Raw genomic sequence first — 14,658 nt, forward strand, 5'->3', positions numbered from 1 at the left:
AGGCACCCCATGCTTATCGCCCAGCGGCCGACCCTCACCGAGGACGTCGTCGACGAATACCGCTCGCGGTTCGTCATCGAGCCCCTCGAGCCCGGCTTCGGCTACACGCTCGGCAACTCGCTCCGTCGTACCCTCCTCTCCTCGATCCCGGGCGCTGCCGTCACCAGCATCCGGATCGACGGTGTCCTGCACGAGTTCACCACCGTGCCGGGCGTCAAGGAGGACGTCACCGACCTCATCCTGAACATCAAGCAGCTGGTCGTCTCCTCGGAGCACGACGAGCCGGTCGTGATGTACCTGCGCAAGCAGGGCCCGGGTGTGGTCACCGCCGGCGACATCGCGCCGCCGGCCGGTGTCGAGGTGCACAACCCCGACCTGGTCCTGGCCACGCTGAACGCCAAGGGCAAGCTGGAGATGGAGCTGACCGTCGAGCGCGGTCGCGGCTACGTCTCCGCGGTGCAGAACAAGCAGGCGGGCCAGGAGATCGGCCGCGTGCCGGTCGACTCGATCTACTCGCCGGTGCTCAAGGTCACCTACAAGGTCGAGGCGACCCGTGTCGAGCAGCGCACCGACTTCGACAAGCTGATCGTCGACGTCGAGACCAAGCAGTCCATGCGTCCGCGTGACGCGATGGCCTCCGCGGGCAAGACCCTGGTCGAGCTGTTCGGTCTCGCGCGCGAGCTGAACATCGACGCCGAGGGCATCGACATGGGCCCGTCGCCGACCGACGCCGCGCTCGCGGCCGACCTGGCGCTGCCGATCGAGGAGCTCGAGCTCACGGTCCGCTCCTACAACTGCCTCAAGCGCGAGGGCATCCACACCGTGGGTGAGCTGGTCGCGCGCAGCGAGGCCGACCTGCTGGACATTCGCAACTTCGGTGCGAAGTCCATCGACGAGGTCAAGGCGAAGCTCAACGGGATGGGTCTGGCCCTCAAGGACAGCCCGCCCGGGTTCGACCCGACCGCCGCCGCGGACAGCTTCGGCGACGAGGACGACCACGGCTTCGCGGAGACCGAGCAGTACTGATCGCCGCGCCCACCGCGTCTGCGGGGGGTTCCGGGGGGTCGTCCCCCCGATAGGCACAGTGCGGAGACCGAGCAGTACTGAGCAACCCCCTCGGGAGTTGCCGCCACCCGGGCCGACCGGCCCGGGTGGACTGACGCCGGTACCTGATACGGCCGGCGCAGGAATATCAAGGAGAGAACATGCCCAGGCCCACCAAGGGTCCGCGCCTCGGCGGCGGCCCGTCCCACGAGCGGCTGATCCTGGCCGGTCTCGCGACGGCGCTGTTCGAGCACGGTCGCATCACCACGACCGAGGCCAAGGCGCGCCGGCTGCGTCCCGTCGCCGAGCGACTGATCACCAAGGCGAAGAAGGGCGACCTGCACAACCGTCGCCAGGTGCTCACCGTCGTTCGTGACAAGGGCGTCGTGCACACGCTGTTCGAGGAGATCGGTCCGCGCTACGCGAACCGTCCCGGCGGCTACACCCGCATCACCAAGATCGGCACCCGCAAGGGCGACAACGCGCCCATGGCGGTCATCGAGCTGGTCGAGGCGCTGACCGTGGCGCAGACCGCGGTCGGCGAGGCCGAGGCCGCCACCAAGCGCTCGGTCAAGGAGCAGGAGACCGCCAAGGTCGAGACGGCGAAGGCCGCCCCGACCGAGGAGGAGGCGCCCGCCGCCGAGGCCGCCGAGGCCGAGGAGAGCAAGGACGCCGACAAGGCCTGAGGCCGGGTCGGACGCTCCAGGCGTTCCGAATCACCGTGCGAGCCCGTTCTCCGTATCCGTACGGAGGGCGGGCTCGCGCCATGTCCGGAGGTGGATGACGTGGTGCGCTTGCGCATCGATCTGTCGTACGACGGCACCGAGTTCGCCGGGTGGGCCCGTCAGCGCGAACTGCGCACCGTGCAGGGGACGTTGGAGAGCGCGCTGACCACGGTGCTGCGGCTGGCGGAGCCCGCGCAGCTGACCGTTGCCGGGCGGACCGACGCGGGGGTGCACGCACGGGGCCAGGTGGCGCACCTGGACGTGCCCGACGAGGTGTGGGCCGACCTGGGCGAGGTGGCGCTGCGCCGGGTCACCGGGCGGCTGCCGCGGGATCTGCGGGTGCGCGACATCACGGTGGCGCCGGCCGGGTTCGACGCGCGGTTCGGCGCGATCTGGCGGCGCTACGCGTACCGGGTGTGCGACGCGCCGGGCGGGGTGGACCCGCTGCGCCGGGGCGACGTGGTGTGGCACGACCGGCCGCTGGACGAGGACCGGATGAACGAGGCGGCCGGGCGGCTGATCGGCGAGCACGACTTCGCGTCGTTCTGCCGCCGGCGCGAGGGGGCCACGACGGTGCGCTGCCTCCAGGACTTCTCCTGGGCCCGCGAGACGCCGACCGGGGCGGACGTGGGTCCGGCGTACCGCCCGGTGATCGTGGCGACCGTGCGGGCCGACGCGTTCTGCCACAACATGGTGCGCTCGCTGGTCGGCGCGATGTTCGCGGTGGGCACCGGGCGCAAGCCGCCGACCTGGCCGCAGGAGGTCCTGGGGCGCGCGGTGCGCGACTCGGGCGTGCACGTCGCGCCCGCGCACGGGCTCACCCTGGAGGAGGTGGCGTATCCGGCCGACGAACTGCTCGCGGATCGGGTGACCGCCACCCGGCGGCGCCGCGACGGCAGCTGAGCGCGGGGGCGGCCCGGCGCCGCCCCCCGATGTCGCTCAGCCCTGGATCTGCTCCAGCGCCTTGCGCCGGTTCTCGTCGTCGATCTGCTTGGAGATCGCCTCGCCGCGCGCGGTCAACGAGTTCCACAGGAACTTGTCCACGTCGTCCTGGGCCTGCGCCATGGTCTTGTCGTCGCCGACCGGGTCCTTGCCGTCGGCGTACCAGTCGAGGGTGAACAGGCCGTAGCGGCCCACCGAGTTGCGCAGCTTGCCGTGCTTTTGCTTCTTGGCGTCCAACACCTTGACCCCGGGACCGGCCAGCGGCAGCAGTTCGCCGCCGTCCTTGCCGTTCTTGACCGCGTTCGCCTTGCCCTCGGACGGGAACGAGGCGACCGCCGCGGTGGTGAGCACCCCGTTCGGGCCGATCACCGCGAGTCGGATCAGCTGTGTGCACTGCTGGTCGCGGGCCGCCGCGCCGAGCTTGGCGTCGGTGCCGTCGGAGCACGTGTTGTCCAGCTTGCCCGCGGCCACCGAGTACTGCCGTCCGTTGACGGTGAACTTCTGGTTGGGGAACAACGATTCGACGGTGAAGGGCGCGGTGTCCAGGGCCGGATCGGCGAGCACCGCGCGGGCGGGCGGCGGCGCGGGTACGGTCGGCGCCGGGCGGAACGTCGGCTTCTCCGGGGCGAACGTCGCGGCGGACGGGCCGCCGGAGGCGCCGGGGCCGGCCTTCTTGTCGTCGTCACCGCCGGACAGCGTCATCGCGGCGGCGACCACACCGCCGACCAGGGCGAGACCGAGCACGGTGCCGCCCACGGCGAACAGCAGCCTGCGGCGCCGGGCCGCCGCGTCACGCTCCTCCGCCAACCGGCTCCAGTCCGGGCCGCTCGACCCGCCCGCGCCGCCGAACTGCTGTTGCCCTGCGGGCTGTTGGGCCTGCGGCGGGGGTTGTGCGAAGGGCTGTTGGGGCTGCTGTTGCGGCGGTTGCCCCTGGGATCCGTGCGCGTGCGAGGGAAACGGGTCCCATCCGTGTTGCGGCTGCCCCGGCGTACCGGGCCCGCCCGGGCGTACGCTCCATGGGCGTTGCCCGTCGTCCCCGGGTGTTCCGACCCCCGACACATCCGCCCCCTGCAAGGAAATGACCTGCCCCGGCTCCCCATGTGCCGACGCTCCGGCCGTTCGGCGCATCGTATCCGTCACCGAAGCGGTGAGTGTCGGCGTGGCACGGTCGGAGCACCCCCGGCGATGGCTTACGCTGGAGAGGGGCATGAGCAAATCATCGCCCCATTGCTCGTTTTGACCGGCACCCCCTTGACCCGGTATTGTGCCGGTTCGTTGTGCGTATTGGCTTGCTTGAGTGGAGTCGGTACGCCGGGCCGCCGGCCACCGGAGTCCGCATGGTTCGGAATCATCTCCCGGACAGCCAGTCGGCATCCGTCAGCACACACTCACGAAGAAGCGAAGGCTATCGACCGTGCGCACGTACAGCCCCAAGCCCGGCGACGTCCAGCGTCAGTGGCACGTCATCGACGCGACCGATGTCGTGCTCGGCCGTCTGTCCACCCAGGCTGCTGCCCTGCTCCGGGGTAAGCACAAGCCGGTGTACGCGCCGCACGTCGACACCGGCGATTTCGTCATCATTGTGAACGCCGACAAGGTTCACCTGTCGGGCAACAAGCGCAGCCAGAAGATGGCGTACCGCCACTCCGGCTACCCGGGTGGCCTCCGCGCCGTCCGCTACGACGAGCTGCTGGAGAAGAACCCCGAGAAGGCCGTGGAAAAGGCCATCAAGGGCATGCTCCCGAAGAACACCCTGGGTCGGCAGATGTTGTCGAAGCTCAAGGTGTACCGCGGTTCCGAGCACCCGCACTCGGCGCAGCAGCCGGTTCCGTTCGAGATCACCCAGGTCGCGCAGTAGTCACGGCCACCGCCTGACGAACGAATAGTTTGAGGAGAACAGTGGCCGAGACCATTGCAGAAACCCCGATCGAGGAGACCGAGGGTCTTCCGCTCGAGAGCTACACCTCCGAGTCGCTCGCGTCGCGCTTCAGCGAGCCGCAGGCGGGCGCGGCCACCGGCCGCCGCAAGGAGGCCGTCGCGCGCGTTCGCATCGTGCCCGGCACCGGCAAGTGGAAGATCAACGGGCGTTCGCTCGAGGAATACTTCCCGAACAAGGTGCACCAGCAGCTGGTCAACGAGCCCTTCAAGGTGCTCGAGCTGGACGACCGCTACGACGTGCACGCCCGCATCCACGGTGGCGGCGTCTCCGGCCAGGCCGGCGCGCTGCGTCTGGGTGTGGCCCGTTCGCTGAACGAGGCCGACGTCGAGGCGAACCGCCCGGCGCTCAAGAAGGCCGGCTTCCTGACCCGTGACCCGCGTGCCACGGAGCGCAAGAAGTACGGTCTGAAGAAGGCGCGCAAGGCGCCTCAGTACAGCAAGCGCTAAACAGCCCGCAGCACCCTCTGCGGCTGTTCGCAGCGTCATTCAGGCCCCGGGGGCACGGTTCGTGCCCCCGGGGCCTGATGCTTTTTTCCGGCGCCTCTCCTGGAGGAGCGGCGCCGAGAGGTAGTGTCCGAGACATCCGGAATGTATGCGGGAGATCCAACTGTGGGACGACTCTTCGGTACGGACGGCGTGCGTGGCCTGGCGAATGGCCGGCTGACCGCGGAACTGGCGCTCGACCTGGCGGTCGCCGCCGCGCGGGTGCTCGGATCACGCGGCCGGGACGGGATTCCGCAATCAGGGCACGGCCGCAGGCCGTTCGCCGTGGTCGGTCGTGACCCGCGGGCGTCCGGGGAGTTCCTGGAGGCCGCCGTGGTCGCCGGGCTCGCGGGCGCGGGTGTGGACGTCTACCGTGCCGGCGTGTTGCCGACGCCGGCGATCGCCTACCTGACCGGGCTGCTCGGCGCGGACCTGGGCGTGATGCTCTCCGCGAGCCACAACGCGATGCCGGACAACGGGATCAAGTTCTTCGCGCGCGGCGGGCACAAGCTGCCCGACGAGGTGGAGGACCGGATCGAGGCGCTGCTCGGCACCGAGTGGGAGCGGCCGACCGGCTCCGCGGTCGGCCGGGTACAGGACCACCCCGAGGGCCACGAGCGCTACGTCGAGCACCTGCTGTCGTCCCTGCCGCACCGCCTGGATGGGCTCAAGGTGGTCGTCGACTGCGCCAACGGCGCCTCCTCGGCGGTCGCGCCGGACGCGCTGCGCCGGGCCGGGGCCGAGGTGATCGCGATCCACGCCGAGCCCGACGGCCTGAACATCAACGACAATTGCGGCTCCACGCACATGGACGCGCTCGCGGCGGCCGTGGTCGAGCACGGCGCCGACGCGGGCATCGCGCACGACGGCGACGCCGACCGGTGCCTGGCGGTGGACGCGCGCGGCGAGTTGGTCGACGGCGACGCGATCCTGGCGGTGCTCGCGCTGGCCATGCGCGACGGCGGGCATCTCGTGGACAACACGTTGGTGGCCACCGTCATGTCCAACCTCGGGCTCAGGCTGGCCATGCAGGCCGCGGGCATCAAGATGGTGGAGACCGCGGTCGGCGACCGCTACGTGCTGGAGGCCATGCAGGCCTCGGGGCTCTCGCTGGGCGGCGAACAGTCGGGCCACGTGGTGCTGTTGGAGCACGCGACCACCGGCGACGGCACGCTGACCGCGCTGCGCCTGCTCGCGCGCGTCGCGGAGACCGGCAAGCCGCTGCACGAGTTGGCGTCGGTGATGACCCGCCTGCCGCAGCAGTTGGTCAACGTCGCCGGCGTGGACCGCACCCGGGTGCACACCACCCCCGAACTCGCCCACGCCGTCGCGCTGGTGGAGGAGCGGCTGGGCGCCACCGGCCGGGTGCTGCTGCGTCCGTCGGGCACCGAGCCGCTGGTCCGGGTGATGGTCGAGGCCGAGACCCACGACCAGGCGCACGACGAGGCCGCGCATCTGGCCGAGGTGGTACGCACGTTGCTCGCGCTGGAGTAGGGCACTCGAACTCGCGCGAGTTCACGACGACTCGGCGGCTCCCGGCGCGATGGTCGGGGGTCGCCGCTTGGTGCGGGCGGTCTGGAGGTTCCACAGGCCGCGCTGGACAAGCAGGGTCAGGGTGCCGGCTATGACGATGGCGCCCAGGTTCAGGCCGAGTTGGCCCAGCGAGCCGCCGGCCTGCGCGTAGTCGGTGTACCAGATCGCCACCGAGGCGTTCGCGGCGGCGGGCACGGTGGTGACCGAGATCAGCACACCGATCAGCGCGCCGGACTTGGCGCTGGTCAACGAGAGCATGCCCGCGACACCGGCCAACAGCGCGACCCAGAACGACAACCAGTCCGGTTGATAGATGAACTCGGTGAGCGGGCGCGGGCGTTCCAGCATGTCCCGGTCGACCAGGTCGAGCGCGCCCAGGAGCCCGGTGAAGGCCATGGTGGCCAGCATCGCGACCGGGAAGCCGATCAGCAGGGCGAGCCCGGAGCGGGCGGCGAGCCGGGGCCGGCGTTGTACCGCGGCCACGCACAGTCCGGCCAGCGGTCCGAACTCGGGGCCGACGACCATCGCGCCGACGATCAGGATCGCGTTGTCGAGCAGCACGCCGCACGCCGCGATCATGGTGGCCACCGTCAAGAAGGCCAGGAACGTCACCGAGAGGGTCGACTCCTCGGAGGTGGCCTCCTCGATCTCCTCCCAGACTACGGAGTCGGCGCTCTCGCCCGGCGCGTCCCGCTCCGCCTCCTCGGCCGAGCGGGACAACATCACGTCCAGGTCCTCGAGCGCGATCGAGCCGTCCCGGTGCAGGTCCAGTGCGCGCAGTTCGGCGAGCACCGAACTGGTGGCCTCACGGGCGAGGTCGCAGGAGATCACGTCGCCCGCGGGCTGCACCGCGGCGCCCGGCCAGATCACCAGGTGGGTCGCTCCGGGCTCGGTGAGCAGCAGGTCGCGCACGGCGGCGCTGCGCTCCACGGGGACGATCAGACGAAGATGAAACATCCCGTGAAGGTACCCGGGTTCACAACTTGCGCAGCCGCAGTCGGCTCACCGCGTGCTCCGCGTCCTTTTGCAGCACCAGGGTGGCGCGCCCGCGGGTGGGGCGGATGTTCTGCACGAGGTTGACCTCGTTGATCGTCGCCCACGTGTTCTCCGCGTAGCGCAGCGCGTCGTCGGGCGTCATCACCGCGTACTTGCGGAAGTACGAGGCCGGGTCGCGGAACGCGGTCTGGCGCAGCTTGAGGAAGCGCTCCAGGTACCAGCGGCGGATGTCCTGGGTGCGCGCGTCCACGTACACGCTGAAGTCGAAGAAGTCGGACAGCGCGAGCCGGGGGCGCCCGTCGGCGGTCGGCGACGCCGGTTGCAGCACGTTCAGGCCCTCGACGATCAGGATGTCGGGCCGGTGGATGGTCAACCGCTCGTTCGGCACGATGTCGTAGGTCAGGTGCGAGTAGACCGGCGCGGTGACCTCGGGCTTGCCCGCCTTGACGTCGGCCACGAAGCGCACCAGGGCCCGCCGGTCGTAGGACTCGGGGAAACCCTTGCGGTGCATGATGCCGCGGCGTTCCAGCTCCTCGTTGGGGTACAGGAAGCCGTCGGTGGTCAGCAGTTCCACGTGCGGGTGGTCGGGCCAGCGGGCGAGCAGTTCGCGCAGGATGCGCGCGGTGGTGCTCTTGCCGACGGCGACGCTGCCGGCGACGCCGATCACGAACGGTATCCCCGGGTTCTCGCCGTTGCCCAAGAACGTGGTCAGCGCGCGACCCAGGCCCCGGGTGGCGCCGACATAGAGGTTGAGCAGGCGCGACAGCGGCAGGTAGACGTCGGAGACCTCGTCCAGGTCCACCACGTCGCCCAGACCGCGCAGGCGCTCGAGTTCGTCCGCGGTGAGCGGCAGCGGCGTCCCGGCCCGAAGTCGGGTCCAGGCGGCGCGGTCGAGTTCGACGAAGGGGGACAGGTCGCGAGCCGGTCCCTGAGCCGCGAAGGAATGCACCCACTCATTGTCGTCAGTGGTCGCGGACCGCCCGTCGCCGGGCCGTCGAACGTGTTTCCGCCGGCTCGATGCGGACCCCGTAGGCTGGCCCCCATGTGCGGGATTGTGGGATATGTGGGCGCTCAATCGGCGCTGGATGTGGTCATCGGCGGGCTCAGGCGGCTGGAGTATCGCGGCTACGACTCGGCCGGGGTGGCCGTGCTCGTCGACGGCGCGCTGGTGAGCGAGAAGCGGGCCGGGAAACTGGCCAACCTCGTGGACGCGCTGACGCAGTCGCCGCTTCCGGTGGGGACGTGTGGCATCGGTCATACGCGGTGGGCCACACACGGCGCGCCCAACGACGTGAACGCGCATCCGCACCTGGACAACGCGGGTCGGGTCGCCGTCGTGCACAACGGGATCATCGAGAACTTCGCGGCGTTGCGGGCCGAGCTGGCCGAGCGCGGGCACAAGCTCGCCTCCGAGACGGACACCGAGGTCGTCGCGCACCTGCTGGCGGAGGAGTTCCCGGGCGCGGGGCAGGACCTGGCCGAGGCGATGCGCCGGGTCTGCCGCCGCCTGGAGGGTGCGTTCACCCTGGTCGCGACGCATGCCGACGCCCCCGACGTGGTGGTCGGCGCGCGCCGCAACTCCCCGCTGGTGGTCGGTCGCGGCGACGGCGAGAACTTCCTCGCCTCGGATGTGGCCGCGTTCATCGAGCACACGCGCGAGGCGATCGAGCTGGGCCAGGACCAGGTCGTGGAGTTGCGCCGGGACAGCGTCACGGTGACCGACTTCCACGGCGCGCCGGCGGCCTTTCGCGAGTACCACGTCGACTGGGACGTGTCGGCCGCGGAGAAGGACGGCTACGACTACTTCATGCTCAAGGAGATCGCCGAGCAGCCCAAGGCGGTCGGCGACACCCTGCTCGGCCGGATCGGCACCGACGGGCGCCTGGTGCTCGACGAGGTGCGGATCGCCGACGAGGTGCTGCGCGAGATCGACAAGGTGGTGATCATCGCCTGCGGTACCTCGTTCCACGCGGGCCTGATCGCCAAGTACGCGATCGAGCACTGGACCCGGGTGCCCTGCGAGGTCGAGCTGGCCAGCGAGTTCCGCTACCGCGACCCGATCCTGGACCGGCAGACGCTGGTGGTGACGATCTCGCAGTCCGGCGAGACGATGGACACCCTGATGGCCCAGCGGCACGCCCGCGAGCAGGGCGCCAAGGTGCTGGTGATCTGCAACACCAACGGCTCGACGATGCCGCGCGAGGCGGACGCCGTGCTGTACACGCACGCCGGCCCCGAGGTCGCGGTGGCCTCGACGAAGGCGTTCTTGACCCAGCTGGTCGCGTGCTACCTGGTCGCGCTGTACCTGGGCCAGGTGCGCGGCACCAAGTGGGGCGACGAGATCACCGAGGTGATCGAGCAGCTCGCGGCGATGCCCGAGATGGTGGACAAGGTCCTGGACACCATGGAGCCGGTGCGCGAGCTGGCGCGATCGCTCAAGGACGCGGGCTCGGTGTTGTTCCTGGGCCGGCACGTGGGCTACCCCGTGGCCCTCGAAGGCGCGCTCAAGCTCAAGGAACTGGCGTACATGCACGCCGAGGGCTTCGCCGCGGGCGAGCTCAAGCACGGCCCGATCGCGCTGATCGAGGAGGGTCTGCCGGTGGTCGTGGTGGTCCCGTCGCCGCGCGGGCGCTCGGTGCTGCACGACAAGATCGTGTCCAACATCCAGGAGATCCGGGCCCGCGGCGCGCGCACCATCGTGATCGCCGAGGAGGGCGACGAGGCGGTCGTGCCGTACGCCGACCACCTGGTGCGCATCCCGGCCACGCCGGTGCTGCTGCAGCCGCTGGTGTCCACGGTGCCGCTCCAGGTGTTCGCCTGTGAGCTGGCCACGGCCAAGGGCCACGAGGTGGACCAGCCGCGCAACCTGGCGAAGTCGGTCACGGTCGAGTAGTCCGCCCCGCGCATCGGCCGCCCCGCACCCTCCTCGAATGAGGGGGGGCGCGGGGCGGTCTTGTCGAGCGCCGGCTCCGGTGCGGGACCGGCCGGGCCGGGTCGGGCGCGGCGAGGCCGCTGCCCCTACCCGCCGCTCCCGTGGCGCGTCAGCGCCCACGACCCGGGTCGCCCCCGGGATCGACGCGCGAAGCGCGGAGAGCGGCGGAGCCGCGAAGTTTGGGTCGGGTGGCCCGGAGCGAAGCGGAGGGACACCCGCCCCCGAGCGAGGGGCCGCTTTTCTGCGGAGGAGCGAAGCGGGGGAGCAGAAAAGTGGTCCCTCGCGAGCCGGCGCGAAGCGCCAGACAAACAGCCCCTCGCGAGCCGGCGCGAAGCGCCAGACAAACAGCCCCTCGCGAGCCGGCGCGAAGCGCCCTGATGATCAGCCCAGGTGGGTGTCTCCCTGGGCGATCAGGAGCTTGCGCAGCAGGCCGTTGAGCAGGTCGCGCTCCCCGTCGTCGAGCACGGCCAAAAAGCGCGCCTCGTTCTCGATGTGGCCGAGCAGGATGTCGTCCACGAGCCGGATGCCCTCCGGGGTCAGCCTGACCCGGACCGAGCGGCGGTCCTCGGTGCTGACCGAGCGCTCGACCAGGCCCTTGGCGGTGAGCTTGTCCACCCGGTTGGTGATCGCGCCCGACGTCACCATCGCCGAGCGCAGCAGCGTGCCCGCGCTGACCCCCTCGACGCCGCCGGAGCGGCGCAGCGTGGCCAGCACGTCGAACTCGGAGAAGTCGAGCCCGTACCGGGCGAAGTAGGTCCGCAACGTCTGGTCGATGTACCGGCGCAGTCGGTTCATGCGGCCGACGGCGGCCATCACATCCAGCAGGTCGGTGTCGATCTCGGGGCGTTCACGGTGCCATTGGTCCCATACGTCATCAATTGCGTCACGTCCGTTCATGGCTCCAATTTATCTCAACGCTCATCTACTTGACGCTCGCAGATCCAAGGTATTTACTTATCTCAACGTTCAGATAGTCAGTGCTCGTAAAACTAGCGTTGAGGTGAAAGTCATGGCGGTTCAGGGCGGTAGCAAGGGACTCGGTCGCCTGGGGATGCTCCTGGCGACGGCCGTCGCCCCGGCCACGTGGGGGACCACCTACCTCGTGACCACGGAGATGCTCCCGGCCGATCGGCCGCTGCTCGCGGCGGGCGTGCGGGCGCTGCCCGCGGGGCTGATCCTGGTCGCCCTGTCGCGCCGACTGCCCACCGGCGTGTGGTGGTGGCGCTCGTTCGTCCTGGGGATGCTCAACGTCGGACTGTTCTTCCCGCTGATCTTCGCCGGCGCCTACCGCCTGCCCGGCGGTGTCGCCGCCACGATCGGCGCGGTGTCGCCGCTGATCGTCGCGGGCCTGTCCTTCCTGGTCCTGAAGGTGCGCACGCAGCCCCGGGTGCTGCTCGCCGGCGTCGGCGGGGTGATCGGGGTCGGCCTGCTGGTGCTGAGCTCGCAGGCGAAAATCGACCCGATCGGGGTCGGCCTGATGCTCCTGGCCACCACCTTGATGGCGACCGGCGTGGTGATGTCGGCCCGCTGGGGTCGTCCCGAAGGCGTCTCGCTCCTGGCCACCACCGGTTGGCAGCTCACCGTCGGCGGCATGGTCATCGTCCCGCTGATGTTCGCCGTCGAGGGCATGCCGCCGGTGCCCACCGGCCGCAACCTGCTCGGCTTCGGCTACCTCGTGCTGATCGGCACCGCGCTCGCCTACGTCCTGTGGTTCCGCGGCATCGAGCGCCTCGGCGCCGGGGTGGCCTCCTTCCTCGGCCTGGTCAACCCGGTGATCGCCACGCTCGCCGGCCTGATCGTGCTGGGCCAGACGCTGACCCCGCTCCAGGTGCTCGGCCTGGTGATCGCCCTGGGCGCGATGGTGCTCGGCCAGCGGGCCCCCCGCCGCGCCCCCGAGGCGCGGGTCGAGGCGCCGGTCACCATCACGAGGCAGACCCGTCGGTCGGAGGTCGTCGAAGCCTCCTGAGCGGGCGGGAGCACACCGCCACGAGCACCGCGCAGGACCGTTTCGCGAGCCGATCGGGCCGCATCCCCGCCGGGGATGCGGCCCGGCCGCGTTGTGGGCGCGTCGCCGGTGGGTGGGTCGGCGCGGGTGGCCGGTGTGTTCTTCGGGGCGCCGTGCCCGGCAATAGGCTCGGGCCGTGATCATCGGTGTGGGTATCGACGTGGCGGACATCGCACGCTTCGGGCAGTCGCTGGAGCGCACGCCCGGACTGGCCGATCGGCTGTTTACCGACGCGGAGCGGAACGTGCGCCCCGGACAGCCCCGCGGGGTCGCCTCGCTGGCCGCGCGCTTCGCCGCCAAGGAGGCGCTGGCCAAGGCGCTCGGCGCGCCCGGCGGACTGCACTGGCTGGACGCCGAGGTGACCACCGAGGACTCCGGCCGTCCGCTGCTGGCCGTCACCGGCACGGTGGCCGCGCGCGCCGCCGTGTTGGGTGTGACGCACTGGCATGTGTCGCTCAGCCACGACGCGGGCATCGCTTCCGCTGTCGTCATCGCCGAGGGCTAGGGGACCGCCCATGCGCGCCGCACACACGGTCGAGCAGGTACGCGCCGCGGAGGGCGCGCTGCTCGCGACGCTGCCCGAGGGCACCCTGATGCGCCGTGCCGCGGCCGGGCTGGCCGGCACCTGCGTGCGCCTGCTCGACCGGGTCTACGGGGCCCGCGTGGTGCTGCTGGTGGGCAGTGGCGACAACGGCGGCGACGCGCTGTACGCGGGAGGCATGCTGGCCCGGCGCGGCGCGCGCGTGGACGCCCTGCTGCTCGCCCCCGACCGGGCCCATCCGGCCGGCCTCGCCTGGGCCCGGGCGGCCGGCGTCCGGACGCGGGAGGCGGTCGACCCGGACGGGCCCGGCCTCGCCGACCTGCTCGGGCGGGCCGACCTGGTCCTGGACGGGATCGTCGGGATCGGCGGCCGGGGCGCACTGCGCCCGACCGCCGCCGCGCTGCTCGCCCGGGTGTCGGGGGCGACCGTGGTCGCGGTCGACGTGCCCAGCGGTGTGGACGTGGACACCGGCGAGGTCGCGGGCGCGGCGGTGCGCGCCGATGTGACGGTCACCTTCGGCACCCACAAACCGGGCCTGCTGATCGACCCCGGCGCGGCCCACGCGGGAGTGGTGCACCTCGTCGACATCGGCCTCGGCCCGCACCTGCCGGAGCCGGACCCGACCGTGCTGCAACACGACGACGTGGCACGGTTGTTGCCCTCTCCCTCGGGCGAGAGCGACAAGTATTCGCGCGGTGTGCTCGGCGTGGCCGCGGGCTCCCCCCGCTACCCGGGCGCGGCGGTCCTGGTGGTCGGCGCGGCGGTGCGCGGCGGAGTCGGCGCGGTCCGCTGCACGGGGCCGGCCGCCGTGCTCGGCCCGGTGCTCGCGGCCCATCCGGAGGCGCTGGCGACCCAGGCGCCCCCGGCCGAGGCGGGCCGGGTGCAGGCGTGGGTGGTGGGCCCCGGCCTGGACACCGACCCGGACGCCGAGGCGCGCTTCGCGAGCGTGCTGGACGCGGAGGTGCCCGTACTGGTGGACGCGGACGGCTTGACCCTGCTCGCCCGCTCCGCCCCCGGCACCCGGCCCGCCCCGGCGCTGTTGACCCCGCACGCGGGCGAGGCGGTGCGCCTGTTCGCCGCCGCGGGTGTCGAGGTCACCCGCGAGCGGATCGAGGCGGGGCGGCTGGAGCACGCGCGCCGGCTCGCCGCGCTGTACGGCTGCGTGGTCCTGCTGAAGGGCTCCACCACGGTGATCGCCGCGCCCGACGGCCGGACCCGGGTCAATCCCACCGGTACCCCGCGCTTGGCCACCGCGGGCAGCGGCGACGTGCTTTCCGGCCTGGCCGGCGCGCTGCTCGCGGCCGGTCTGGACGCGCTGGACGCCGCTTCCGCGGCCGCCTGGCTGCACGGGCTGGCCGCCCGGACGCTGCCCGGCCCCGTGACCGCGCCGGACCTGATCCGGGCGCTGCCGGGGGTGTGGGCGGACGTCACCGGCACATGAGGAGGACGCCGCCCGGGCCCGGGCCTGCCACACTGGGAGTCTTGAGTTCGGGGATCTTCCGGGCCCGGCGGCCGGCCG

At 71.7% G+C, this 14,658-nt stretch carries 14 protein-coding genes; 10 read left to right on the plus strand and 4 right to left on the minus strand.

Translation table 11 applies throughout. From position 1 onward, the window contains the following. The first annotated feature begins 9 nt into the window (after positions 1-9). The 3 genes from ACH4XV_RS06985 (at position 10) to truA (ending at position 2,672) form a co-directional block, all read left to right on the plus strand. The gene (locus tag ACH4XV_RS06985) at positions 10-1,026 is read left to right on the plus strand and encodes a DNA-directed RNA polymerase subunit alpha (RefSeq protein WP_020549209.1); all 1,017 of its coding nucleotides are present in this window, start codon (positions 10-12) and stop codon (positions 1,024-1,026) included. A 179-nt stretch (positions 1,027-1,205) separates the two neighbouring features. Next, a complete protein-coding gene (rplQ, locus tag ACH4XV_RS06990; protein WP_395787295.1) occupies positions 1,206-1,730 on the plus strand; it encodes a 50S ribosomal protein L17 in 525 nt (174 codons plus the stop codon). Positions 1,731-1,829: 99 nt separating this feature from the next. Further along, on the plus strand, positions 1,830-2,672 hold the full coding sequence (gene truA / locus ACH4XV_RS06995; RefSeq protein WP_395787297.1) for a tRNA pseudouridine(38-40) synthase TruA: 843 nt from the start codon (positions 1,830-1,832) through the stop codon (positions 2,670-2,672). A gap of 36 nt (positions 2,673-2,708) precedes the next feature. Here truA and ACH4XV_RS07000 read toward each other — a convergent pair whose 3' ends face one another. Further along, the gene (locus ACH4XV_RS07000) at positions 2,709-3,518 is read right to left on the minus strand and encodes a hypothetical protein (RefSeq protein WP_395787299.1); all 810 of its coding nucleotides are present in this window, start codon (positions 3,516-3,518) and stop codon (positions 2,709-2,711) included. 607 nt (positions 3,519-4,125) lie between these two features. Here ACH4XV_RS07000 and rplM point away from each other — a divergent pair. From rplM to glmM, 3 genes are all read left to right on the plus strand, one after another. Beyond that, positions 4,126-4,569: a 50S ribosomal protein L13 gene (gene rplM / locus ACH4XV_RS07005; protein ID WP_020549205.1), complete on the plus strand. Its 444-nt coding sequence runs from the start codon at positions 4,126-4,128 to the stop codon at positions 4,567-4,569. 41 nt (positions 4,570-4,610) lie between these two features. Next, entirely contained in the window at positions 4,611-5,096 is a 486-nt protein-coding gene (gene rpsI, locus ACH4XV_RS07010) for a 30S ribosomal protein S9 (protein WP_078975713.1), read from the plus strand. Between the two features lie 162 nt (positions 5,097-5,258). Further along, a complete protein-coding gene (gene glmM, locus ACH4XV_RS07015) occupies positions 5,259-6,626 on the plus strand; it encodes a phosphoglucosamine mutase (protein ID WP_395787302.1) in 1,368 nt (455 codons plus the stop codon). A gap of 21 nt (positions 6,627-6,647) precedes the next feature. Here glmM and ACH4XV_RS07020 read toward each other — a convergent pair whose 3' ends face one another. Together ACH4XV_RS07020 and coaA are read right to left on the minus strand one after the other, a co-directional pair. Beyond that, entirely contained in the window at positions 6,648-7,622 is a 975-nt protein-coding gene (locus tag ACH4XV_RS07020; RefSeq protein ID WP_395787304.1) for a DUF389 domain-containing protein, read from the minus strand. A gap of 19 nt (positions 7,623-7,641) precedes the next feature. Continuing rightward, a complete protein-coding gene (gene coaA, locus ACH4XV_RS07025) occupies positions 7,642-8,610 on the minus strand; it encodes a type I pantothenate kinase (RefSeq protein ID WP_078975710.1) in 969 nt (322 codons plus the stop codon). Between the two features lie 93 nt (positions 8,611-8,703). On the opposite strand from coaA, the gene glmS reads away from it, so the two are divergent. Next, positions 8,704-10,554, plus strand: a complete 1,851-nt coding sequence (gene glmS, locus ACH4XV_RS07030; RefSeq protein WP_395787306.1) for a glutamine--fructose-6-phosphate transaminase (isomerizing) — start codon at positions 8,704-8,706, stop codon at positions 10,552-10,554. Between the two features lie 420 nt (positions 10,555-10,974). On the opposite strand, the gene ACH4XV_RS07035 is transcribed toward glmS, so the two are convergent. Further along, positions 10,975-11,490: a MarR family winged helix-turn-helix transcriptional regulator gene (locus ACH4XV_RS07035; protein ID WP_395787308.1), complete on the minus strand. Its 516-nt coding sequence runs from the start codon at positions 11,488-11,490 to the stop codon at positions 10,975-10,977. 112 nt (positions 11,491-11,602) lie between these two features. Here ACH4XV_RS07035 and ACH4XV_RS07040 point away from each other — a divergent pair, with 112 nt between their 5' ends. From ACH4XV_RS07040 to ACH4XV_RS07050, 3 genes are all read left to right on the plus strand, one after another. Next, positions 11,603-12,559, plus strand: a complete 957-nt coding sequence (locus tag ACH4XV_RS07040) for an EamA family transporter (protein ID WP_395787310.1) — start codon at positions 11,603-11,605, stop codon at positions 12,557-12,559. Positions 12,560-12,734: 175 nt separating this feature from the next. After that, entirely contained in the window at positions 12,735-13,103 is a 369-nt protein-coding gene (locus ACH4XV_RS07045) for a holo-ACP synthase (protein WP_380005386.1), read from the plus strand. Between the two features lie 10 nt (positions 13,104-13,113). Continuing rightward, entirely contained in the window at positions 13,114-14,580 is a 1,467-nt protein-coding gene (locus tag ACH4XV_RS07050; protein WP_395787312.1) for an NAD(P)H-hydrate dehydratase, read from the plus strand. Positions 14,581-14,658 lie beyond the last annotated feature (78 nt).

The organism is Embleya sp. NPDC020630, from assembly GCF_044334985.1.
In the GTDB taxonomy this organism is placed as follows: domain Bacteria; phylum Actinomycetota; class Actinomycetes; order Streptomycetales; family Streptomycetaceae; genus Embleya.